At 73.0% G+C, this 22,920-nt stretch carries 22 protein-coding genes; 17 read left to right on the forward strand and 5 right to left on the reverse strand.

Going from position 1 to position 22,920, the window contains the following annotated elements; genetic code table 11:
- The first annotated feature begins 54 nt into the window (after window positions 1-54).
- The 10 genes from ACZ6JY_RS18050 (at window position 55) to ACZ6JY_RS18095 (ending at window position 10,944) form a co-directional block, all read left to right on the forward strand.
- Window positions 55-681, forward strand: coding sequence for an NUDIX domain-containing protein (locus tag ACZ6JY_RS18050; protein ID WP_469196979.1), 627 nt, complete (start codon window positions 55-57; stop codon window positions 679-681).
- Between the two features lie 170 nt (window positions 682-851).
- Entirely contained in the window at window positions 852-2,945 is a 2,094-nt protein-coding gene (locus ACZ6JY_RS18055; protein WP_469196980.1) for a tetratricopeptide repeat protein, read from the forward strand.
- A 145-nt stretch (window positions 2,946-3,090) separates the two neighbouring features.
- Window positions 3,091-4,206: an alanine dehydrogenase gene (gene ald / locus ACZ6JY_RS18060; protein WP_469196981.1), complete on the forward strand. Its 1,116-nt coding sequence runs from the start codon at window positions 3,091-3,093 to the stop codon at window positions 4,204-4,206.
- Between the two features lie 346 nt (window positions 4,207-4,552).
- A complete protein-coding gene (locus tag ACZ6JY_RS18065) occupies window positions 4,553-5,725 on the forward strand; it encodes a ParA family protein (protein ID WP_447036544.1) in 1,173 nt (390 codons plus the stop codon).
- Complete coding sequence (locus tag ACZ6JY_RS18070; protein WP_469196982.1) at window positions 5,710-6,300, forward strand: hypothetical protein; 591 nt, start codon at window positions 5,710-5,712, stop codon at window positions 6,298-6,300. Before ACZ6JY_RS18065 ends, ACZ6JY_RS18070 begins: the two co-directional genes overlap by 16 nt.
- Before the next feature lie 19 nt (window positions 6,301-6,319).
- Window positions 6,320-7,300, forward strand: a complete 981-nt coding sequence (locus tag ACZ6JY_RS18075; protein WP_469196983.1) for a segregation and condensation protein A — start codon at window positions 6,320-6,322, stop codon at window positions 7,298-7,300.
- On the forward strand, window positions 7,297-7,935 hold the full coding sequence (gene scpB, locus ACZ6JY_RS18080; RefSeq protein ID WP_469196984.1) for an SMC-Scp complex subunit ScpB: 639 nt from the start codon (window positions 7,297-7,299) through the stop codon (window positions 7,933-7,935). Before ACZ6JY_RS18075 ends, scpB begins: the two co-directional genes overlap by 4 nt.
- Before the next feature lie 13 nt (window positions 7,936-7,948).
- Window positions 7,949-9,109 (forward strand): pseudouridine synthase, encoded by a 1,161-nt coding sequence (locus tag ACZ6JY_RS18085; RefSeq protein ID WP_469196985.1) that lies wholly within the window; start codon window positions 7,949-7,951, stop codon window positions 9,107-9,109.
- Window positions 9,110-9,211: 102 nt separating this feature from the next.
- Window positions 9,212-9,946: an NUDIX hydrolase gene (locus ACZ6JY_RS18090; RefSeq protein WP_469196986.1), complete on the forward strand. Its 735-nt coding sequence runs from the start codon at window positions 9,212-9,214 to the stop codon at window positions 9,944-9,946.
- Between the two features lie 23 nt (window positions 9,947-9,969).
- Window positions 9,970-10,944, forward strand: coding sequence for an ADP-ribosylglycohydrolase family protein (locus tag ACZ6JY_RS18095; protein WP_469197334.1), 975 nt, complete (start codon window positions 9,970-9,972; stop codon window positions 10,942-10,944).
- Between the two features lies 1 nt (window position 10,945).
- On the opposite strand, the gene ACZ6JY_RS18100 is transcribed toward ACZ6JY_RS18095, so the two are convergent.
- Entirely contained in the window at window positions 10,946-11,647 is a 702-nt protein-coding gene (locus tag ACZ6JY_RS18100) for a nucleotidyltransferase domain-containing protein (RefSeq protein ID WP_469196987.1), read from the reverse strand.
- Between the two features lie 120 nt (window positions 11,648-11,767).
- Between ACZ6JY_RS18100 and aroH the strand changes: the two genes are divergently transcribed.
- The 5 genes from aroH to der all read left to right on the forward strand — a co-directional run bounded on the left by aroH (window position 11,768) and on the right by der (window position 16,311).
- Window positions 11,768-12,130, forward strand: a complete 363-nt coding sequence (gene aroH, locus ACZ6JY_RS18105) for a chorismate mutase (protein ID WP_469196988.1) — start codon at window positions 11,768-11,770, stop codon at window positions 12,128-12,130.
- The gene (locus ACZ6JY_RS18110) at window positions 12,127-13,212 is read left to right on the forward strand and encodes a prephenate dehydrogenase (protein WP_469196989.1); all 1,086 of its coding nucleotides are present in this window, start codon (window positions 12,127-12,129) and stop codon (window positions 13,210-13,212) included. Before aroH ends, ACZ6JY_RS18110 begins: the two co-directional genes overlap by 4 nt.
- Window positions 13,213-13,365: 153 nt before the next feature.
- Window positions 13,366-14,061 carry a (d)CMP kinase gene (gene cmk, locus ACZ6JY_RS18115; protein WP_469196990.1) on the forward strand — a complete coding sequence of 232 codons (696 nt, stop codon included), beginning with the start codon at window positions 13,366-13,368 and terminating at the stop codon, window positions 14,059-14,061.
- Between the two features lie 101 nt (window positions 14,062-14,162).
- The gene (locus ACZ6JY_RS18120; RefSeq protein WP_469197335.1) at window positions 14,163-14,750 is read left to right on the forward strand and encodes a lysophospholipid acyltransferase family protein; all 588 of its coding nucleotides are present in this window, start codon (window positions 14,163-14,165) and stop codon (window positions 14,748-14,750) included.
- An 82-nt stretch (window positions 14,751-14,832) separates the two neighbouring features.
- Window positions 14,833-16,311, forward strand: coding sequence for a ribosome biogenesis GTPase Der (gene der, locus ACZ6JY_RS18125; protein WP_469196991.1), 1,479 nt, complete (start codon window positions 14,833-14,835; stop codon window positions 16,309-16,311).
- 53 nt (window positions 16,312-16,364) lie between these two features.
- On the opposite strand, the gene ACZ6JY_RS18130 is transcribed toward der, so the two are convergent.
- Entirely contained in the window at window positions 16,365-16,721 is a 357-nt protein-coding gene (locus ACZ6JY_RS18130) for a hypothetical protein (RefSeq protein ID WP_469196992.1), read from the reverse strand.
- Window positions 16,722-16,792: 71 nt separating this feature from the next.
- Complete coding sequence (locus ACZ6JY_RS18135; RefSeq protein WP_469196993.1) at window positions 16,793-17,620, reverse strand: hypothetical protein; 828 nt, start codon at window positions 17,618-17,620, stop codon at window positions 16,793-16,795.
- Window positions 17,621-18,125: 505 nt separating this feature from the next.
- Between ACZ6JY_RS18135 and ACZ6JY_RS18140 the strand changes: the two genes are divergently transcribed.
- Window positions 18,126-18,752, forward strand: a complete 627-nt coding sequence (locus ACZ6JY_RS18140; protein ID WP_469196994.1) for a LysM peptidoglycan-binding domain-containing protein — start codon at window positions 18,126-18,128, stop codon at window positions 18,750-18,752.
- A gap of 97 nt (window positions 18,753-18,849) precedes the next feature.
- The gene (locus tag ACZ6JY_RS18145) at window positions 18,850-19,494 is read left to right on the forward strand and encodes a transglycosylase family protein (protein WP_469196995.1); all 645 of its coding nucleotides are present in this window, start codon (window positions 18,850-18,852) and stop codon (window positions 19,492-19,494) included.
- Here ACZ6JY_RS18145 and ACZ6JY_RS18150 read toward each other — a convergent pair.
- Together ACZ6JY_RS18150 and ACZ6JY_RS18155 are read right to left on the reverse strand one after the other, a co-directional pair.
- A complete protein-coding gene (locus ACZ6JY_RS18150; protein ID WP_469196996.1) occupies window positions 19,472-20,218 on the reverse strand; it encodes an ATP-binding cassette domain-containing protein in 747 nt (248 codons plus the stop codon). The genes ACZ6JY_RS18145 and ACZ6JY_RS18150 overlap by 23 nt on opposite strands.
- The gene (locus ACZ6JY_RS18155; protein ID WP_469196997.1) at window positions 20,215-22,917 is read right to left on the reverse strand and encodes an ABC transporter permease subunit; all 2,703 of its coding nucleotides are present in this window, start codon (window positions 22,915-22,917) and stop codon (window positions 20,215-20,217) included. The genes ACZ6JY_RS18150 and ACZ6JY_RS18155 overlap by 4 nt, the downstream gene beginning before the upstream one ends.
- Window positions 22,918-22,920 lie beyond the last annotated feature (3 nt).

The following is a 22,920-nucleotide window of genomic DNA, read 5'->3' on the forward strand; positions in this document are numbered from 1 at the left end:
CCTGAGGCGCGTACCCCGGTTTCTGTTTGCACGTGTGTGGGAGGACAGGGCGACATGACGATCAAGGACACCGCCGAGGAGTGGCAGGTCACGGCGAGCGAGACGCCGTTCGTCGGGAACAAGACCTCCGTGCGCACCGACGACGTGGTGATGCCCGACGGGACCGTCGTCCGCCGTGACTACCAGGTCCACCCCGGCTCGGTCGCCGTCCTCGCGCTCGACGGCGAGGGCCGCGTCCTGGTCCTCCGCCAGTACCGCCACCCGGTCCGCCACAAGCTCTGGGAGATCCCCGCGGGCCTGCTCGACGTCCCCGGCGAGAACCCCCTGCACGCCGCGCAGCGCGAGCTCTACGAAGAGGCGCACGTCAAGGCCGAGGACTGGCGCGTCCTCACCGACGTCTACACCACCCCCGGCGGCTGCGACGAAGCCGTGCGGATCTTCCTCGCCCGTGACCTCGCCGAGGCCGAGGGCGAGCGCTTCGAGGTCGAGGAGGAGGAGGCCGACATGGAGCTCGCCCGCCTCCCGCTGGAAGAACTCGTACGCGGAGTGCTCGCCGGGGAGCTGCACAACAACTGCCTCGTCGTCGGCGTCCTCTCGCTCTTCGCGGCCCTGAACGGCGACGGCGTCGACGCGCTCCGCCCGGCCGAGGCCCCCTGGCCCGCACGGCCCTTCGAGGCCTGAGACGCCGGACCCGGACGGGTTCCTGTACCAGTATGACGATCCACTGATCCGATCGGGCGACTTGTGCGCGCCGCGCGGCCTGGAGGGCCACAGGGCCTGAACTAGGCTCTGAAAGCGTCCCGCCCGGAGTTCCGGGCGGGCTCGTGCGCAGGCGGACGGGAGCGTGGCCCGTGACGGATCAGGCGGTCGACACCGACGGTGCGGCGGCGGGTGGCACGGTGCCGTTGCCGGCCGGTGCCGTGCCGGAGCCCACGGCGGTTCGATTCGTCGGCCGGCGGCGGGAGCTGAAGGAACTCAGGGCCGACATCGACCGCGCCGGACTCGACACCCTGTCGGGCCGCAAGGCGCCCCGCGCACGCGTCCTGCTGGTGGCGGGCCGCCCCGGCTCGGGCCGCACCTCGCTCGCCGAGGCGCTGGTGCGGAGCATCGCCCGCGAGTACCCCGACGGAGTGCTCCGCGCCTGTCTCACCGAACCCGACGGCACCCGCGTCCCCACCGAACGCACCGCCCGCGCGCTCCTCGACGCCCTGTCCGTCCCCGCGCCGGCCGGGGCGCACGAGGACGAGCTGACCGACATCCTCAGGGACGCGCTCGCCGAACGCAGGGCGCTGCTCCTCCTCGACGACGCGGCCGACGCCGAGCAGGTCGAGCCGCTGCTCCCGGACACGCCCGACTGCCTGGTCGTCGCCGTCTCCGTGGGCCCGCTCACCGGCATCCCCGACGTGCGGCCCTGCACCCTCGGCGGCCTCGACAAGGAGGCCGCGGTGCAACTGCTGGCCCGCGCCGCCGGGCCCGTGCGCATCACCGTGGACCCGCGCTCCGCGGAGGCGCTCGTCGAGACCTGCCAGGCCCACCCCGCGGCCCTCGTCCTGGCCGGCGGCTGGCTCGCGGCGCGGCCCAAGGCCGCCGTCGCCGATCTGGCGAAGCGGCTGCACGGCCTGCCCGACGACGGGCCCGCGTTCGCCCGCGTCTTCCGGCACACCTACGCCACCCTCTCCGGGCCGCCCGCCCGGATGCTGCGGCTCCTCTCCCTGGCCCCGGCCGGATACGTCGACCCGCACACCGCCTCCGCGCTGGCCGGCTGCTCGGTCTCCACGGCCGGGGCCACACTGGACGACTTCGCCGCCCTCGGCCTCGTACGGCCCGTGGAGTCACCCCTTCCGCAGTACGAGGTGCCGGGCTGCCTGGTGCCGCTGCTGCGGCGGCTGACCGAGACCCAGGACCGCCCCGCCGAGCTCCAGCTCGCCCGCGCCCGGATGCTGGAGCGGACCGTGCGGCTGCTCCAGTCCTGCCGGGCGGTGACCGAGACCGACAGCTCCGCCGCCCAGAAGCTGCTCGCCGGGCTGCCGGGCGCCCTGCGCTTCCCCGACCCGGCGGCCGCCGCCGAGTGGCTGCGGATCCGGCAGCCCGCCCTGCTCGCCGCCGCCCGCCTCGCGGTGGCCGACGGGGAGCTCGACACCCTCGCCCGCCGCCTGATGGCGGCCCTGACCCGGGCCCTCGTCGCCCACCGCGGCCAGCAGGCCGCCGCCCCCGAGCTGTACTCCATCCACCAGCTCGTCCTCGGCGTGGCCGAGCGGCGCAGGCTCCCGCGCGAGCGGGCCGCCGCACTGCTCAACCTCGCGGATCTCGACGCGCGGACCGGCCGTACGCGGGACGCCCTCGCGCGTTACCGGGCGGCGCTCGACGCGGGCCGGGAGGCCGACGACCCGTACGCCACCGGACGCGCGATGGAATCCGTCGGCGGCGCGCACCACGAGCTGGGGGACTGGTCGCGGGCCTCCGACTGGTACGGCAGGGCGCTCGCCCACCGCCTCTCCCGCGGCGAGCGCGCCGACGCGGCCCGGCTCTACGGCCGGATCGCCACCGTGCACACCTACGCGGGCCGCTACGGAGAGGCGCTGCGCAACTGGAGCTCGGCGGTCACCGGGCACCGCAAGAACGGCGACGTGGCCGCGCACGCGCGGGCGCTGAGCGAGATGGCGCGCGTACAGGAGTACGCGGGGCGGCCCGAGGAGTCGCTGCGCACCTGCCAGGAGGCGGTCGAGCTGGCCAGGACCGCCGAGGACGTACGGCTTCAGGCCGCGCTCCAGCTCCGCCTCGCGGACACCCTGGAACGGCTGGGCGACCCCACGGCCGCCCTGCTGCACAGGAACGCGGCCGAGCGCATGCTGGGAACGGGCCCGCCGGAGACCGCCGGGCTTGAAACGAACGGTGGAGCAGGGTCTTCCGCCTACGAAATCCGCAGCACATCCTCAGAAGATTGAAGTATTGGAAGGCTAGACAGCGAGAAATCCTTCATTAGACTGGCTCCGCCGCGTACATCCGTGGCGTCTCCCGTTGCGCCCATCGGTGCACCGGTCTGTAGTGCATTGCCCGAGATTTCCCCTGAGCCAAGGACCGTGATCGACGATGAAGGTCGGCATCCCCCGCGAGGTCAAGAACAACGAGTTCCGGGTGGCCATCACCCCGGCCGGTGTGCACGAGCTGGTGCGCCACGGCCACCAGGTCGTCATCGAGCGGAACGCCGGCGTCGGCTCCTCGATCACGGACGCCGAGTACGTCTCCGCCGGCGCGAAGATCCTGGACACCGCCGATGAGGTCTGGGCCACCGCCGACCTGCTCCTGAAGGTCAAGGAGCCCGTCGCGGAGGAGTACCACCGCCTCCGCAAGGACCAGACCCTCTTCACCTACCTGCACCTGGCCGCGTCCAAGGAGTGCACGGACGCGCTCCTGGAGTCGGGCACGACCGCCATCGCGTACGAGACCGTCGAGACCGCGGGCCGCGCGCTCCCGCTGCTCGCCCCGATGTCCGAGGTCGCGGGCCGCCTCGCCCCGCAGGTCGGCGCCTACCACCTGATGGCCGCCAACGGCGGCCGCGGCGTCCTGCCGGGCGGTGTCCCCGGCGTGGCCGCGGGCAAGGCCGTCGTCATCGGCGGCGGCGTCTCCGGCTGGAACGCCGCGCAGATCGCCGTCGGCATGGGCTTCCACGTGACCCTGCTCGACAAGGACATCAACAAGCTCAAGGAAGCCGACAAGATCTTCGGCACGAAGATCCAGACCGTCGTCTCCAACGCCTTCGAGCTGGAGAAGGCCTGCCTGGAGGCCGACCTCGTCATCGGTGCCGTCCTCATCCCGGGCGCCAAGGCCCCGAAGCTCGTCACCAACGAGCTCGTCTCGCGCATGAAGCCCGGAAGTGTCCTTGTCGACATCGCGATCGACCAGGGCGGCTGCTTCGAGGACTCGCACGCCACCACGCACGCCGAGCCGACCTTCCCGGTCCACAACTCGGTCTTCTACTGCGTCGCCAACATGCCGGGCGCGGTGCCCAACACCTCCACCTACGCGCTGACCAACGCGACGATGCCCTACATCGTCGAGCTGGCGAACCGCGGCTGGGTCGAGGCCCTACGCCGCGACCCGGCGCTCGCCCTGGGTCTCAACACCCATGACGGCAAGGTCGTTTACCGGGAGGTCGCGGAGTCCCACGGTCTCGAGCACGTCGAGCTGGAGACGCTCCTCGGCTGACCCCGTGACCGACTCCGGTCGGTCACCGACGCTTTCGTCAACGAGAGTCGTCAATCTCACGCCCGCGGCCGGACCTTGAGAGGGGTCCGGCCGTATGCGTATCAGTGTGGACACGCTCAACTCGCCTTGAACGTAACCCTTTAACCGTTTCGCCCACCCCGGAAACGTGCCACTGGCAAGCCGCACGCCCTTGACATCGCTGTGTCCCTTTGCCGACACATCGGGCCCGGTCCGGCGGATTGTGTTGCTGTGGACCGGTGACACGCCATAGAGTCGCCAACCGTCGGCATGGTGCCACGCTGACCTATCGAGAAGTTCCCTGGTCACCAAGGAGGTAAGACGACTTGTGAATGAGTCGACATTTGCTCCCGGGGGTGGTCAACCAGGAACGTCTGAGCGAGGCCAAGGGCCCGTGGGACTCGAGGCTGTCGGCTCCGTCGCTGTCCGAACCTTCGAAGCCCGGCAGAGCCCCCAGCCGACACAGCCAGCACCCCAGAGCATGGATGGCCATCACGTGAACGCCATGGCCGGCGACCGGAGTGGCGATAAGACCCACACCCACCTCGCCGACTACGAGGAACTGCCCAAGGGGCACTTCTACGACCCCGACGCCGAGTACGAGCCCGATCCGGAGTACGCGGCCACGCTCGCGCCCGACGCGGCCCGTCAGCGCCGCGAGCGCGTCGGCCCCACGGGGCGCACGCTGCCGTACTTCCCGATCCCCGGCCCGCTGACCGACCACGGGCCCGCCAAGATCATCGCGATGTGCAACCAGAAGGGCGGCGTCGGCAAGACGACGTCGACCATCAACCTGGGCGCCGCCCTCGCGGAGTACGGACGCCGTGTCCTGCTCGTCGACTTCGACCCCCAGGGCGCACTCTCGGTCGGCCTCGGTGTGAACCCGATGGAGCTGGACCTCACGGTCTACAACCTCCTCATGGAGCGCGGCATGTCCGCGGACGAGGTGCTCCTGAAGACCGCGGTCCCCAACATGGACCTGCTGCCGAGCAACATCGACCTGTCGGCCGCCGAGGTGCAGCTCGTGAGCGAGGTCGCGCGCGAGTCCACCCTTCAGCGGGCGCTCAAGCCGCTGATGCAGGACTACGACTACATCGTCATCGACTGCCAGCCCTCGCTCGGCCTGCTCACGGTGAACGCCCTGACAGCCGCGCACAAGGTGATAGTCCCGCTCGAGTGCGAGTTCTTCGCGCTGCGCGGTGTGGCCCTCCTGACGGAGACCATCGAGAAGGTCCAGGAGCGGCTCAACCCCGAGCTGGAGCTCGACGGCATCCTCGCGACCATGTACGACTCCCGCACGGTGCACAGCCGTGAGGTGCTCGCGCGCGTCGTCGAGGCCTTCGACGACCACGTCTACCACACGGTCATCGGGCGCACGGTCCGCTTCCCCGAGACCACGGTCGCCGGTGAGCCGATCACGACGTACGCCTCCAACTCGGTCGGCGCGGCCGCCTATCGTCAGCTCGCCAGGGAGGTGCTCGCCCGGTGTCACGCCGAGTGAGTCTGCCGGGGGCCGACGAACTGTTCCGCACGACCGGGGGCATGGCCCTCCAGTCGTCGTCGCCGCGGCGTCCGGCCAACGGTGACGCCAGGGTGCCCGCTCCTGCGGGCGAGAGCGACGAGACCGCGGCGGCCGGCGAGGCCGCGCAGGGCGACGGCGGTGAGCCCGCGGAACACGCGGCCAGCGACGCCGAGTCGGGCGCCGAGTCACGCAGCCGGGCGGCGTCCGCCGAGACGGACAAGGGCGCAGGGCGCCGGTCCGCCGACGGCCAGGCGCAGGACGGCACGGCCCCTCAGAGCGGCAAGAACGGCTCCTCCACCGCCCAGGCGCGGCGGCGGGCCCGGGCGGCCAACCGGCGGCCCAGCGGGCGTGAGCGGCACGACGAGAAGATCACCGTGTACGTCTCCGCCGAGGAGCTGATGGACCTCGAACACGCGCGTCTCGTGCTCCGCGGTGAGCACGGGCTCGCGGTCGACCGCGGCCGGATCGTGCGGGAGGCCGTCGCGGTCGTCCTCGCGGATCTGGAGTCGCGTGGGGACGCGAGCATCCTCGTACGACGGTTGCGCGGGCGGTAGGAGTAGCGTTTCTGGCCTCATGGCCCTGAACAGTGAATCCGCACCGCCCGCTCGCCGCCGCGCCCTGGGGCGCGGGCCGGGGACGGCTCCCGCTCCCGCGGAGGCGGAGCCGGAGCCGCAGTCGGCGGTGCCGGAGCCGGAGGCCGCGCCGGCCCCCGCTGAGCCCGACGTAACCGCTGAGCCCGACGAACCCGGTGACGGGCGGTTCACGGTCCGGCTCGCGAACTTCGAGGGGCCCTTCGATCTGCTGCTCCAGCTGATCGCCAAGCACAAGATGGACGTCACCGAGGTCGCGCTCTCCAAGGTGACCGACGAGTTCATGGCGCACATCCGGGCGATGGGGCCCGACTGGGACCTGGACCAGACGACAGAGTTCCTCGTCGTCGCCGCCACGCTGCTCGACCTCAAGGCGGCCCGGCTGCTTCCCGCCGCCGAGGTCGAGGACGAAGCCGACCTGGCGCTGCTCGAAGCGCGGGACCTGCTGTTCGCGCGGCTGCTCCAGTACCGCGCGTACAAGCACGTCGCGGACATTTTCAGCGGACGGCTCGAAGACGAGGCGCGGCGCTACCCGCGCACCGTCGGCCTTGAGCCGCACCACGCCGAGCTGCTGCCCGAGGTCGTCATCAGCATCGGCGCCGAGGGGTTCGCCAAGCTCGCCGTGAAGGCCATGCAGCCGCGCGCGAAGCCGCAGGTGTACGTCGACCACATCCACGCCCCGCTGGTGTCCGTGCGCGAGCAGGCAGGGCTCGTCGTCGCCCGGCTGCGGGAGCAGGGGGAGACGAGCTTCCGGGAGCTCGTCTCGGACGCGGGGGACACGCTGACCGTCGTGGCCCGGTTCCTGGCCCTCCTGGAGCTGTACCGCGAGAAGGCCGTCGCCCTGGACCAGGAGGACCCCCTGGGCGAGCTGATGGTGCGGTGGACCGGCGGGGACGGCGCCGGTGAGCCGGCCGTGACCGACGAGTTCGACCGGGCCCCCGAGCCGATGGAGGAGAAGGCGTGAGCGAGCACCCCGCGGGGACGGCCACCGTCGCCGCCCTGGAGCTGCGGCCCGCCCTGGAGGCGGTCCTGATGGTCGTCGACGAGCCGGCCACCGAGGAGCACCTCGCGAAGATCCTCCAGCGGCCCCGCCGCGCGGTCGCCGACGCGCTGCGCGAGCTGGCCGACGAGTACACCGTGCAGAAGCGCGGCTTCGAGCTGCGGCTCGTGGCGGGCGGCTGGCGGTTCTACACCCGCCCCGAGTACGCCGCCGCCGTGGAGGGCTTCGTGCTCGACGGGCAGCAGGCGCGGCTCACCCAGGCGGCCCTGGAGACCCTCGCCGTCGTCGCGTACCGCCAGCCGGTGAGCCGTTCGCGGGTCTCCGCGGTGCGCGGGGTGAACTGTGACGGCGTGATGCGCACCCTCCTTCAGCGGGGTCTGGTGGAGGAGGCGGGCGCGGAACCCGAAACAGGTGCGATCCTGTACAGGACGACGAACTACTTCCTGGAGCGGATGGGCCTGCGTGGCCTTGACGAGCTGCCGGAGCTCGCGCCCTTCCTCCCCGAGGCGGACGCGATCGAGGCCGAGACGCGGGAAGGCGTTCCGTCGTTCGACCCGGACGCACCCGATGCGCCGGGTTACGAGGACGCAGCCGACTAAGACGGAACTTTTGATGCGAAGCAGCAGCGGCAGGAACAGCAGCGGAAACAACGGCGGGAGCCGTGGTGGCAACAGCGGCGGCCGCGGCAGCAGCGGTGGCCGCGGCAATTACCGGGGTGCCGGTAACAGCCGCGACGACAAGCGCGACGACAGGCGCGATGACAAGCGCGACGACAAGCGAGACGACAAGCCGAGCAGGCCCAGCAAGCCGCGCCCCGAGGAGCGCCGCTACGACGTGGGCGCCGGCGCCACCAGGACCGGCCCGAAGTCCGGGCGCGGCGCCTCCGCGCGCGGCGGTGCCAAGGGCGGCCCCAAGCAGGGACAGCAGCGCGGCGGCCGGTCGGCCCCCGCACGCTCCCGTGAGTACGAGACCCGTGCCGAGGAGCGCAACCGCGACCGGTACGCGGACAAGCCGAAGGTGAGCACGCCCAAGACCTTCCCCGGCGCCGAGCAGGAGGGCGAGCGTCTCCAGAAGATCCTCGCCCGCGCGGGCTACGGCTCGCGCCGCGCCTGCGAGGAGCTGGTCGACCAGGCCCGTGTCGAGGTCAACGGCGAGATCGTCCTGGAGCAGGGGCTGCGGGTCGACACCGAGAAGGACGAGATCAAGGTGGACGGCCTCACGGTCGCCACGCAGTCGTACCAGTTCTTCTCGCTGAACAAGCCCGCCGGTGTCGTCTCCACCATGGAGGACACCGAGGGCCGCCAGTGCCTGGGCGACTACGTGACCAACCGCGAGACGCGGCTCTTCCACGTGGGACGGCTCGACACCGAGACCGAGGGCGTCATCCTGCTCACCAACCACGGTGAGCTGGCCCACCGCCTGACCCACCCGAAGTACGGCGTGAAGAAGGTCTACCTCGCGCACATCGTGGGTCCGATCCCGCGTGACCTGGGCAAGCAGCTCAAGGACGGCATCCAGCTCGAGGACGGCTACGCCCGCGCGGACCACTTCCGTGTCGTGGAGCAGACCGGCAAGAACTACCTCGTCGAGGTCACCCTGCACGAGGGCCGCAAGCACATCGTGCGCCGCATGCTGGCCGAGGCGGGCTTCCCCGTCGACAAGCTGGTGCGGGTGGCCTTCGGGCCGATCACCCTGGGCGACCAGAAGTCCGGCTGGCTGCGGCGGCTCTCCAACACGGAGGTCGGGATGCTGATGAAGGAAGTCGAGCTGTAGGCGACCCGCGAGCGGACCTGGTGATCTTTCTGGTCCGCGGGGCTTGTGGCTGCCCGCCCACCCTCTTTATAGTCGTAATGACTTTTAAGGGGGTGGGCGGGCATGTCTGTGTCCGAGACCTACGACAAATACGCCTTCGAGCCGTTCGCCGTCACCGTGGACCTCGCGGTGTTCACCATCCGCGACGGCGCACTGCACGTGCTGCTCGTGGAGCGCGGCCAGGAGCCGTACGCGGGGCGCTGGGCGCTGCCCGGCGGCTTCCTGCTGCCGGACGAGTCCGCGGAGAGCGCCGCGCAGCGTGAGCTCGCCGAGGAGACGGGGCTCGCGGACGTCAGCGGACTCCACCTGGAGCAGGTGCGCACCTACAGCGAGCCGGACCGCGATCCGCGCATGCGGGTCGTCTCCGTCGCGTTCGCGGCGCTCGTGCCCGACCTGCCGGAGGCCCGCGCGGGCGGCGACGCGGCCGGCGCCGCCTGGCTGCCGTACGGCCCGGCGGCGTACCGGCCGCTCGCCTTCGACCACGACCGGATACTCGGCGACGCCTACGACCGGATCCGCGCCAAGCTGGAGTACACCGGGCTCGCCACCGCCTTCTGCCCGCCCGAGTTCACGCTCGGCGAGCTGCGCCAGGTCTACGAGGCCGTGTGGGGCGCGGAACTCGACCCCGCCAACTTCCGGCGCAAGGTCGTCGGCACCGCCGGGCTTGTCGAGGCGATCCCGGGCGCTGCCCGCCTCACCGGCGGCCGGGGCAAGCCCGCGGCCCTCTTCCGGGCGGGCACGGCCACCGCCCTGCACCCGCCCCTGCTCCGCCCCGCCGCGGAAGGACACTCCTCGTGAAGCGCCCGGCCACCGGCTCCCTCATGGGGCTCGCCCTCGGGGACGCGCTCGGCTTTCCCACCGAGTTCAACGACGTGCCGTCGATCCTCGCGAAGTCCGGACCGTGGCGGGGGATGGAACTGCCGCGGCCCGCGATCGTCACGGACGACACCCAGATGACACTCGCGCTGGCCAGGGGGATGCGGGCCACCGGTATGCGCGAGCCGGACCCCGAGCGGCTCGCGCTGCTCACCCGCCGTGAGTTCGTCGCGTGGAACGTCTCTCCCGACAACAACCGCGCCCCCGGCACCACCTGTGTCCAGGCCTGCGAGCTCCTCGCCGACGAGCGGCGGGAGTGGCGGAGCGCCGGCAGCCCGCACTCCAAGGGCTGCGGCGCCAACATGCGGGTCGCGCCCATCGGCCTCGTCCCCGCGCTGAGCGACGAAGAGCGCGCGGGCGCCGCCCAGCTCCAGTCCGCGCTCACCCACGCCCATCCGACCGCGCTCGCCGCGTCCGACCTCACCGCGCACGCCGTACGCCTGCTCGCCGGGGGCGCCGAGCCGACGGGCCTGGCCGGGCTGCTCCGCTCCTACGCGTACGACAACCGGGAGACCTACCACGAGCGGTGGCTCGGCGAGCTGTGGCGGCGGGGCGAGGCACCGACGCCGCAGGCGTTCATCGCGTACGGCTGGGACGAGTGCCTGGCCGTCCTCGAACGCCTGGAGGCCGCGCTGAAGCGGGCCAACCCGGAGACCGACCCCTGCCTGGACACCGGCGAGGGCTGGATCGCCGAGGAAGCGCTCGCCACCGGCCTGCTGTGCTTCCTCCAGTTCGTCGACGAACCGGTCACCGCGCTGCGCCGCGCGGCCTGCACCTCGGGCGACTCCGACTCCATCGCCTGCCTCGCGGGCGCCTTCGCGGGCGCCCACCTCGGCGCGGACGCGTGGCCCGCCGAGTGGAGGGAGCGGATCGAGTACCGGGACGAGCTCCTGGAGTTCGGGGCCCTCTGGGACGCCTGACCTACGGCTCGCGGGAGTCCAGGGCCGACGCCCGGCGGGCGCGGACGAGGAAGTCCTCGATCCGGCGCCGGTCGGGCCCGGCGGGGAGCGGGCTGTGCGCGGCCGCCTCCTCGGTCTCGGCCGCGAGGCGGTCCATCCAGGACTCGACCTCCGGCCACGTGCGCTCGCCCGCCTTGACCGCGAGGAGCGGCCCGCGCCGGTCGCCCACGTCGATCATCAGCTCGCCGGTGCGCAGCAGGTCGCGGCAGGACATCAGGAGCCGCAGCAGGTGCATGGCGTGCTTCCAGCGCGGGGCGCCATGGACGCGGACGTCCGCGTCCAGCTTCCTGCGCTGGCCCAGGGCGTAGCGGGTGAACGTGTCGTGGGCCTGCCGGGAGAGGAACGCGTCGCGCAGCGAGAGCAGCTCGCGGCCGGTCTCCGTGACGTGCTCGACGAGCGGGGAGTGCAGGCACTCCAGGACATTCGGATTGGCCCGCAGCGCCAGCTCGCAGAAGCGCTCCAGCTCCCAGCCGAACTGCTCGGGCGCCGGCCCCTCCACGTGCGTCGGCGGCTTCTCGAAGCGCCAGAACAGCGGGGTCGGCGCCTGGAAGACGCCCCGCCGGTCGGTGTCACTGCCCTCCGTGGCCAGACCGAAGGCGCGCGAGCCCATCACACAGGCGTAGACGGTGTGGTCGCGTACGAGGGCCAGGTCCTGGGGGCGCATGCGGCGAGCGTACGGTCCCGCGCGGCGCGTCTCGGCAGGCGGGCGCCGCGCCCCCGCGCGCGCGGCGCTGACTACCCTTGACGGGACAAGCAGTGCGCGGGCGATACGAGGAGCGGTGACGTGGCGGTACGAGCGGTCCGGGGCGCCGTCCAGCTGGACGAGGACGAGGCCGGACACATGGGCGAGCAGGTCGGCGCGCTGCTCACCGCCGTCCTGGAGCGCAACGGGCTGACCGCGGAGGACCTGATCAGCATCTGGTTCACGGCCACCCCCGACCTGCACAGCGACTTCCCCGCCGCCGCGGCCCGCGCCCTCGGCATCGTCGACGTACCGCTGATCTGCGCGCAGGAGATCCGGATCGAGGGCGCCATGCCCCGCGTCGTCAGGCTCCTGGCCCACATAGAGACCGACCGCCCCCGCTCCGAGATCGCGCACGTCTACCTCGGCGCCGCGGCCGCACTCCGCAAGGACATCGCCCAGTGAGAACCGCCCTCGTCATCGGCACCGGCCTGATCGGCACCTCCGCCGCCCTGGCCCTCGCCTCCCGCGGCGTCACCGTCCACCTCGTCGACCACGACCCGGCGCAGGCCCGCACCGCCGCCGCGCTCGGCGCCGGCACCGACGAGGCCCCCGAGGGCCCCGTCGACCTCTGCGTCGTCTCCGTGCCGCCCGCGCACGTCGCCGCCACCCTGGCCGACGTCATGCGGCGCGGCGCCGCGCGCGCCTACCTCGACGTGGCCAGCGTCAAGGGCGGGCCGCGCCGCGAGCTCGAAGCGCTCGGCCTCGACCTCACCCCGTACATCGGCACGCACCCCATGTCCGGGCGCGAGCGCAGCGGTCCGCTGGCCGCCACCGCCGACCTCTTCGAGGGGCGGCCGTGGGTGCTCACCCCGACCCGTGACACCGAGACCGAGGTGCTCAACCTCGCCCTGGAGCTCGTCGCGCTCTGCCGTGCCGTCCCCGTCGTCATGGACGCCGACGCCCACGACCGCGCGGTCGCCCTCGTCTCGCACATGCCACACCTGGTCTCCAGCATGGTCGCCGCCCGCCTGGAGAACGCCGACGAGACGGCCGTACGCCTCTGCGGCCAGGGCATCCGCGACGTCACCCGCATCGCCGCGTCCGACCCCCGGATGTGGATCGACATCCTCTCCGCCAACCCCGGACCCGTCGCCGACCTCCTCGCCGACGTCGCCGCCGACCTGGGCGAGACCGTCACGGCCCTGCGCGCCCTCCAGTCCGCCGACGAGGCGGAGCGCACCGAGGGCGCGGCAGGCGTCGAGACCATGCTCCGGCGCGGCAACGCGGGCCGGACCCGGGTGCCGGGCAAGCACGGCTCGGCCCCCGCCGCGTACGAGATCGTCGCGGTGCTGATCAACGACCAGCCGGGCCAGCTCGCGCGGATCTTCGCCGACGCGGACCGGGCGGGGATCAACATCGAGGACGTGCGCATCGAGCACGCCACCGGTCAGCAGGCGGGCCTCGTGCAGCTCATGGTCGAGCCGAAGGCCGCGCCCGTGCTCAGCGCGGCGCTGCGCGAGCGCGGCTGGTCGATCCGGCAGTAGGCGCCATCAGGCGCCATCAGGCGCCCGTGGGCGGCCGTGGGCGGCGGGCGGAAGGGGCTGTCGGGGCAGGGTGCGCGAGCCAGTAACCTTGTCCGGGGCGTGTCCACGCCCCGCCACCCCGCCCCGAGTACTGCGAAAGGTGTCCGCAGCCCCGTGGAAACCGCAGAAAACGCCGCCCCGGCAGCCGTGATCGTCGCCATCGACGGCCCCTCCGGCACGGGCAAGTCGAGCACCTCCAAGGCCGTCGCCGCCCAGCTCGGGCTCAGCTACCTGGACACCGGCGCCCAGTACCGGGCGATCACCTGGTGGATGGTGCACAACGGCATCGACCTCACCGACCCCGGCGCCATCGCCGACGCCGCGGGCAAGCCCGGGATCGTCTCGGGCACCGACCCGCTGGCCCCGACCATCACGGTCGACGGCACGGACGTCTCGGGCCCCATCCGCACCAGCGAGGTCACCTCCAAGGTCAGCGCCGTCAGCGCCGTCCCCGAGGTCCGCACCCGCATCACCGAGCTCCAGCGCTGGATCGCCGAGTCGGCCGAGAAGGGCATCGTCGTCGAGGGCCGCGACATCGGCACCACCGTGCTGCCCGACGCCGACCTGAAGATCTTCCTCACCGCCTCGCCCGAGGCGCGCGCCGCCCGCCGCTCCGGCGAGCTCAAGGGCGTCGACGTCAAGGCGACCCAGGAAGCCCTGATCAAGCGGGACGCGGCCGACTCCAGCCGCAAGACGTCCCCGCTGGCCAAGGCCGGTGACGCGGTCGAGGTCGACACCACCGAGCTCACGCTCCAGCAGGTCATAGAGTGCGTGGTCACCCTCGTCGAGGAGAAGCGGGCCGAGAAGTGAGCGAGGCTCCCGCCGGACGGGGCGCAGCCGGCCCCGGCGCCATCGAGCACGGCGTCTCCGAGCGGGGAGCCGAGGTCGGCCGCCGGATCGGCGTCGGCCTCATGTACGGCCTGTTCAGACCGCGGGTGCTCGGCTCCTGGCGGGTGCCCGCGAACGGGCCCGTGATCCTGGCCGTCAACCACGCGCACAACGTCGACGGCCCGATGGTCATGGGCGTCGCGCCCAGGCCCACGCACTTCCTGATCAAGAAGGAAGCGTTCATCGGGCCGCTCGGCACCTTCCTGGGCGCCATCGGCCAGGTGAAGGTGGACCGCTCGGGCGCCGACCGCACGGCCATCACCCGGGCCCTCGGCGTCCTGGGGCAGGGCGGCGTCCTCGGCATCTTCCCCGAGGGCACCCGGGGCGACGGCGACTTCGCATCGCTGCGCGCCGGGCTCGCGTACTTCGCGGTGCGCTCCGGGGCCCCGATCGTTCCGGTCGCGGTCCTGGGAAGCACCGAGCGGAACGGACGGCTGATAAAGCAGCTGCCCCCGCTGCGCAGCCGGGTCGACGTCGTGTTCGGAGACCCCTTCGACGCGGGCGACGGCAGCGGACGGCGTACGCGCAAGGCGCTCGACGAGGCGACCGTGCGCATCCAGGAGCGGCTCTCCCGCCACCTGGAAAACGCCAGGCGCCTGACCGGGCGCTGAGCGAGACTTATCAAGTAGTGCGCTGAACCGAAACGCGGACCCGCGCACCGATCACCACGATGAACGACGAGGTACGGACTTCATGAGCGACCAGATCCAGCCCGAGGGCGACGGCTTCGCCGAGCACGACCACGGGGCGCTCGGCGACACCGAGTACGCGCAGTTCATGGAGCTCGCCGCCGAGGAGGGCTTCGACGTCGAGGACGTCGAGGGCGCCATCGAGGAGGCGGGCCACGGCCCGCTGCCCGTGCTCGCCGTCATCGGCCGCCCCAATGTCGGCAAGTCGACCCTGGTGAACCGCATCATCGGCCGCCGCGAGGCCGTCGTGGAGGACCGCCCCGGCGTGACCCGCGACCGCGTCACGTACGAGGCCGAGTGGTCGGGCCGCCGCTTCAAGCTCGTCGACACCGGCGGCTGGGAGCAGGACGTGCTCGGCATCGACGCGTCCGTCGCCGCCCAGGCGGAGTACGCGATCGAGGCCGCTGACGCCGTGCTCTTCGTCGTCGACGCCACGGTCGGCGCCACCGACACCGACGAGGCGGTCGTCCGCCTCCTGCGCAAGGCCGGCAAGCCCGTCGTCCTCTGCGCCAACAAGGTCGACGGCCAGTCCGGCGAGGCCGACGCCACCGCCCTGTGGTCCCTCGGCCTCGGCGAGCCGCACCCCATCTCCGCGCTGCACGGCCGCGGCACCGGCGACATGCTGGACGCCGTCCTCGAGGCGCTGCCCGAGGCGCCCGAGCAGACCTTCGGCACGGCCATCGGCGGACCCCGCCGCATCGCGCTCATCGGCCGTCCGAACGTCGGCAAGTCCTCGCTGCTCAACAAGGTGGCGAACGACGACCGCGTGGTCGTCAACGAACTGGCGGGCACCACCCGTGACCCGGTCGACGAGCTCATCGAGCTGGGCGGCGTCGTCTGGAAGTTCATCGACACGGCGGGCATCCGCAAGCGCGTCCACCTCCAGCAGGGCGCCGACTACTACGCCTCGCTGCGCACCGCCGCGGCCGTCGAGAAGGCGGAGGTCGCGGTGATCCTCATCGACGCCTCCGAGTCCATCTCCGTGCAGGACCAGCGCATCGTGACGATGGCCGTCGAGGCGGGCCGCGCGATCGTGGTGGCGTACAACAAGTGGGACACCCTCGACGAGGAGCGCCGCTACTACCTGGAGCGGGAGATCGAGACCGAGCTCGCCCAGGTCGCCTGGGCGCCCCGCGTCAACGTCTCCGCGACCACCGGCCGGCACATGGAGAAGCTCGTCCCCGCGATCGAGACGGCCCTCGAAGGCTGGGAGACGCGCGTGCCGACCGGACGGCTGAACGCCTTCCTCGGCGAGATCGTCGCCTCCCACCCGCACCCGGTCCGCGGCGGCAAGCAGCCGCGCATCCTCTTCGGCACGCAGGCGGGCACGAAGCCGCCGCGCTTCGTCTTCTTCGCGTCGGGCTTCATCGAGGCCGGCTACCGCCGCTTCCTGGAGCGCCGCCTGCGCGAGGAGTTCGGCTTCGAGGGCACGCCGATCCACGTCTCGGTCCGGGTGCGCGAGAAGCGCGGCCGCAAGAAGTAGTACGTACGCCAGATGCCCGGCCCCGGTTCTCCGGGGCCGGGCATCTCGCGTGCTCAGTGCTCGCGGCGCGGGGCCGCAGGCAGGGCCGCGGGGATCGGGTGGAGGCCCGTCGCGTAGTGGTCCTGCCGGCCGTAGCGGCCCAGGTGGAACTGCCCGAAGGCGTACGGGCGCGCATCGTGCCGTCCGTCGCGCTGTCCGCCGTACGGCCCTGTGCCGAACGCGGTGAAGCCCATATCCTCCTCGCCGGTCCGGTCGCCCGGGAGGGCGCGGAAGGCCCTGCGGTACTCCGAGTACAGCGTGTCGTAGATCGGTGTGGCCGAGCGCTCGCCCGTCGTGTCCGGCGCGGTGCGCATGGACGGGATCGGGGTCTGGTACGCCGGGCGGTAGCGGGAGGGGTCGTATGTGTGCACGTCTGTGCCAACGAAACCGCCGCCCGACGGATGCGGGGGTCCGGGCGCGACCCCCGCGGCCATTCGGGTGATCAGGTCCCGGCGAGCGGCATGGACCCGGCGGCGAGCAGTCCGCGGGCGGCCGCCTCGTCCAGGGCGTCCCGCAGCAGGTCCTCGCGCGGCTGGCGGCCGATGGAGCCCGCGGGAGCGGCGTAGAGCAGCACGGTCTGGGTCTTGTTGACCGCGGCCCGCCAGTCCTCGGTGACCTGGAGCGGCTGGTGGGCCTGCCACCAGGCGACGGGGGCGCTGCCGTGGGGGCCGGGCTGGAAGACGGCGTGGAGCTGTCCCATGCCGAGCAGGACGGACCAGCCGTGCAGTACGGGCGGCACGGTGTGCAGGGAGGTCACCGGCATGAAGCCCTGCTCGATCAGGAGCGGCAGGAAGTCGTCGCCGCCGCCGGGCGCCGCGCCGGGGCGGGCGATCGGCCCGGTGGGCTCGACGACGAGCGCGGGGCGCAGTTCGTTCTCGATCAGGACCAGGCCGCTGGTCACGCCGAGCACGGCCTGGCTCGGCACGTCCTGGTTCGGCGCGGCCTGGCTCGGCACGGTCCGGCTCGCCGCGGCCCGTGCGGGGTCCGCGCCGCCGTCGCCGGTGATCGAACGCACGGCGCCCTGGAGCTGCTCCTCGGTGACCGTAACGATCTGGGAGGGGAGGCAGGAGGCGTGCGCGAAGGCGAGTACGGCGGTCTCCTCGCCGACGAACAGGACCGTGCTGGTCCGTTCCTGGCCGGAGTCGCCCGGGGTGCGGCACGAGGTGCAGTCGTAACTGCCCGGCGTGTTCTCTCCGGTGAGCAGCCGGTCGGCTTCTTCGTCGCCGATCTCGGCGCGAACGTCGTCGCTGACGTCGAGCATGCGCGGCACGGGTGACTCCTCGGGATCGTCACGTGGGGTGATTGGTGCGGGTGTGATGAGCCGGACGGCGCCCGGCTCATAGGAAGACAACGGCGGATCAGTGGCGCAAGTCACGCAACACAGCGAACGGAATCGAACCGTCCGCAGCGCAGGGTGAGATGAGTGGCGGAATGCATCACTCCGCGCCAACGGGCGTTCGGCGTAAGGGAGTTGATGGGGTGAAGTGGGTCACAGATCAATGGATCAACGGGCGTATAAATCCCGATATCAGGCAATGAAGTGGGTGGCCTGAACTCGCCGCTACCTTGAGTAACGCTCAACTGGCCTGTGCGGACGGGGATGCGGTTGCTGCCGGGCCGAGCGCGCTCCTAGATTCCACCGCCGTGTGCAGCGAGCACCGCTCGGGTACGTCCGCCGATCACGCAGGGCGGGCGGGGCCGGACGGACCTCGGCGCCGGATGCGCGAGGGGCCCGTACGGCCAGGGGGAGCCCGGGTACGACGAGAGGGATCTTCATGTCCGCAACTCCCAGGCGCATACGCAGAACGGCAGTGATCGGAGGGGCCGCGCTCATCGCCCCGCTGGGACTGCTCGCCGCGACCGGTCAGGCCGACGCGGCGGACGGCGGAGTGTGGGATCGCATCGCACGGTGCGAGAGCGGCGGCAACTGGCAGATCAACACGGGCAACGGCTACTACGGAGGGCTCCAGTTCTCCGCGGGGACGTGGCGCGCGTACGGCGGAGGGGCGTACGCGGCCACCGCCGACAAGGCGTCGAAGGCACAGCAGATCGCTGTCGCCGCCAAGGTCCAGCGGGCCCAGGGGTGGGGCGCGTGGCCCACCTGCGCCGCCCGCGCGGGTGCGTACGGCCAGGCGCCGTCCGCCGCGGCGCCCGTACCGAAGGCCGCGAAACCGGCGCCGAAGCCGGTCGAGGCGCCTCGGGCCGCCGCCGGGCCGCGCTCGGGCCACGCCGACCGGGGGGCCTCGCGCCCCTCCGGCAACTACACCGTGCGGAGCGGTGACACCCTCAGCGCCGTCGCGGCGCGGCACGGAACGAGCTGGCAGCGCGTGTACGCCGTCAACCGTGCCGTCATCGGCGGGAACCCGGACGTCATCGTGCCGGGGCAGCGGCTCAGGGTCTGAGTCGCCGTTCGGGGTCCGGGCCGCCGTTCGGGTGGGGTTGCGGTCCTGGCGGCGCGGGGCGCCGGAGCAGTGGCGTTCATATGCATAACGTGACCCGATGCATCCGACGCAGCTGACGCATCCGACGCATCCGACGCCCATCAGTCGTCCGCACAGGCGTTTTCGGCCTCTGGCCGTGGCCGCGGGCGCGGTTCTGGCCGTGGCGGCACTGCCACCCGCCGTCGCGTCCGCGGCACCGCCGACACGGCCCACCGCGTACGAGAACGCCTCCTGCTCCGCGGACAAGGGGGCCTGGAACTGCCTGGCCCAGTGCGAGAGCAACGGCCGGTGGGACGCGAACACGGGCAACGGCTACTACGGCGGGCTCCAGTTCTGGCAGCCCACCTGGGAGGCGTACGGCGGCCTGAAGTACGCGCCGCGCGCCGACCTCGCCACCAGGGGGGAGCAGATCAAGGTCGCCGAGAAGATCCGGCTCAGCCAGGGCTGGAAGGCGTGGCCCTCCTGCTCCCAGAAGGTGGGGGTCGAGCGGTTGGCAAGGACCGAGCAGCCGGAGCGGGCCAGCCGCGGGAACCGGCGCACGTACGTCGTCGAGCGCGGGGACAGTCTCAGCGTCATCGCCCGGCGGTACGGGGTCGAAGGCGGCTGGAAGGCTCTCTACGCGGCCAACCGGTCGGCGGTCGGGAGCCGGCCCGAACTGCTGGCCGTCGGGACGAGGCTCGTCATCCCGAAGGGCGGGTCGTAGGCGGCTTCGTCGGCATCGTCGTCGAAGCCCGCCGGGCGGCGTCCAGTTCCGCCGCCTCTCCGCTGAAGACGACCGCGCCCCGGCGCAGTTCGTACACCACTACCGCCGCCCGCCCCGCGCTCTCGCGCAGGGCGGGCGGCAGACGCTGTTCGGCCACGATCACGCAGGCGGGCAGGGCGGTGAGCAGGGCGTAGGTGCGGGCCGCGACGGGTGGGGACATGCCTTGGGCCGGCTCGTCGATCAGGACCACGGGGGTGGTCCCTGGTTCCGGCGAGGCGTGGGGCCGGGGCGTGAGCAGGGCGCGGGACAGGGCCAGCATGCGTTGTTCGCCGCCGGAGAGGGTGCCTGCGGGGCGGGGGAGCAGGGGGCGCAGTTCGGGGTAGGCGTCCAGGGCTCGGGCCAGGTCCGTTCCGGTGCCGGACAGCTCCAGGTTCTCCGCGACGGTGAGCGTCGGGAACACCGCGCGGCGGTCCGGTACGAAGGTCAGCGCTCGGGCCGCGCGTTCGTGGGGCGGCCGGCGCGTGATGTCCTCGCCGTCCCTGAGCACCGCGCCGGCGGTGAGGGGAAGCGCGCCGGCCAGGGCGCGCAGGGCCGTGGTGCGGCCGGAGCCGTTGGCGCCCAGGAGGACGGTCACGGTGTCCGCGGGGGCGGCCAGGGTGACTCCGTGCAGGGCCTCCAGGGGCCCGTAGCGCACGCGGGCGCCGCGCAGCTCCATGCCTCTCATCGCGGCTCGTCCTGCGGCGTGTGCAGAACGTGGTGGGCGGGGCCCGAAGCCACGATGCGGCCCGCTCTCATCACGTGCACCGTGTCGGCCAGGTCCGCCACCCAGGCGAGGTCGTGCTCCACGATCAGCAGGGCCATCCCGTCGGCCGCGAGGGTGCGCAGGAGGACGGCGAGGGCGGCCACTTCCGCCGTGTCCAGGCCCGCCGCTGGTTCGTCGAGGAGCAGGGTGTGGGGGGTGCTCGCCAGGGCTCTGGCCAGTTCGGTGCGGCGCAGGGTGCCGGTGGGGAGGTCCGCTGCGGGGCTCGCGCGGTGGGGGGTCAGGTCCAGCAGGCGCAGCGCCTGGGCCGTGGTGCGGTGGGTGCTCCGGGGGGACTGGTCCGCGGCCACCTGGATGTTCTCCGCGATCGTCAGGGAGGCGAAGAGCGCCGGCTGCTGGAACGTGCGGGCCACGCCCGCTCGGGTCCGGGCGTGGGCCGGGAGCCCGGTGATGTCCCTGCCGTCCAGGGTGACGCGGCCCTCGTCGGGGCGGAGGGTGCCGGCCAGGCAGTGGAAGAGGGTGCTCTTGCCCGCGCCGTTCTCGCCCGTCACGGCGGTGATCCGGCCCGGGGGGACCGTCAGCGACACGTCGTTCAGGGCCGTGTAGCCGTCGTAGGTGAGCGTGATGTGGTGGGCCGTCAGGGGAGCTGTGGCCGCTCCGGCCCGCTCGCCCCGGCGGCTCCGTCCGGTGCGTTCGCCTTGCACGTCCGTCGTGCCCCGCGCTCGCGGAGAGCTCCGCGTCCCCTCCGGGCGGCTCGGCGGCTGCCGGTCGGCGAGGGGCGTCGTCCGCTTCTCGGCCGGGGGGCTTTCGGTCCGTCGCAGGGCCGCTCGTGCCGCCCTGCCTCTGGGTGTCAGGCGGGGGCGGCTGTCGGGGCGGAAGTGGTGGGCCGCCTTGCGCAGTGCCTCGTAGGGGCCGCCGGGGAAGCGGCCGATCAGCACGGCCAGGACGCCGATCACCGCGGCGGCCATGCCGCCCCTCGTGCCCGCGTCCAGGCCCACCAGGAGGGCCGCCGCTGCCAGGGCCCCCAGGAGGCTGTCCGAGCCGAGGACCACCACCGCCGCGAACCAGAGCAGGCCCCGTACGGGGTCGAACGCGCCGGGGTCGAAGGCCTGCTGGCCCATGGCGAGCATGCCGCCGCCCAGTGCCGCCAGCGCCGCCCCGGTGACGAACGCCGTCAGTTTGAGGGTGGAGACGGCCGCGCCCGCCGCCGCCGCGCCCGCCTCGTGGTCCCGCAGTGCCGCGAGCGCGCGGCCGGTTCTGCCCCGGCGCAGGGCGGTGACCAGGAGCAGGGCTCCCGCGAGGATGACCAGTTCCAGCGCGTAGTAGGCCCTGTCGCCCAGGAAGCCCGCAGGGCGGTCCAGGGTCAGGCCCGCCGTCGCGTACGGCTGGGCGAAGACGAAGCGGCTGACGCCCACGCCGAAGGCGAAGGTCGCGAGGGCCAGCGCCAGGCCGTGGCGGCTGATCGCCGGTCTGCCCGTGAGGAGGCCGAGGGGAGCGACCAGGAGGACCGCCACCGCCAGGGCCGGCAGGTGCGGGAGCTCCGGGAGGCCGGGGAAACGCCCTGCGGTGAGCAGGGCCGTGAACAGCGCGCCCAGACCCGCGTACGCCGCCTGGCCCAGGGAGATCTGGCCGCCTCTGCCCGTGACGACCACCAGGGAGAGGAGGATCACCGCCAGTGCCGGGACCTGGACCGCCGTGGTGAGGTCCTGGCCCGCGAAGCCCAGGGGGATCAGGAAGAGGAGCGCCGCCACCGTCCAGGCGCCCGGCGGGGCCGGAACGCGGGCCGACGCCGTGCGGGGCAGCGCGTCCTTCGAGCCGATGCCCGGGAGGATCAGGGCCGCTGCCAGGAGCGCGATCACGAAGAGGTTCGCCCCGGCCGTCTGGACGAGCTGTTCCCGCGTGCCCGACGGGTGCAGGCGGGTCAGCTGGCTCTGGGCCACCCCCAGGGCCAGGGCCACCGCCACCGCGGTCGGCAGGCTGCGCATGCCGGCGGCCACGGCCACCGCCATCACCTCCATCACCAGCAGCGGCATGCCGTACGGGTCCAGCCGTACGTAGGGCGCCAGGAGTACGCCGGTCAGGCCTGCCGTGAAGGAGCCGAAGGCCCAGCCCACCGCTGCCACCCGGCGCGCGTCGATGCCGAAGAGCACGGCAAGGCCCCGGTCGTCGACCACGGCTCTCAGCTCGCCGCCGAAGCGGGTCCAGCGGGTCACCGCCCCCACGGCCACGGCCAGCGCCACCGCCGCGCCCAGGGGGACCCAGGGGTCCGCGGAGAGCAGGGTGGGGGCGTCGTCGCGGGCGCCGGGGCCCCAGAGGAGGGCCGCGCCGCCGACGAGGAGCACGAAGACGCCGATCGAGGCCACCAGGGTCTGCGCCGGGTCGCTGCCCAGGACGGCCAGGGGGCGGAAGACCGCGCGGTCGAGGAGCAGGCCGATGCCGGGGGCCACCAGGAGCAGCGTGACGGCGGCCGCCGGTGCGAGCGGCCAGTGCCATTCGGCCGTCAACTGGCGCAGGACGTAGGCGCAGACCATGGCGGTCGCGCCGTGCGCGAAGTTGAGGACGCCGGTCGCGCGGTAGGTGACGATCAGGCCGATGCCGGTGAGGGCCGCGGCGCCGCCGACCGAGAGCCCGGCCAGCGTGAGGTCGTAGCTCAGGGACGACACCGG

The organism is Streptomyces sp. NPDC046335 (assembly GCF_055587985.1).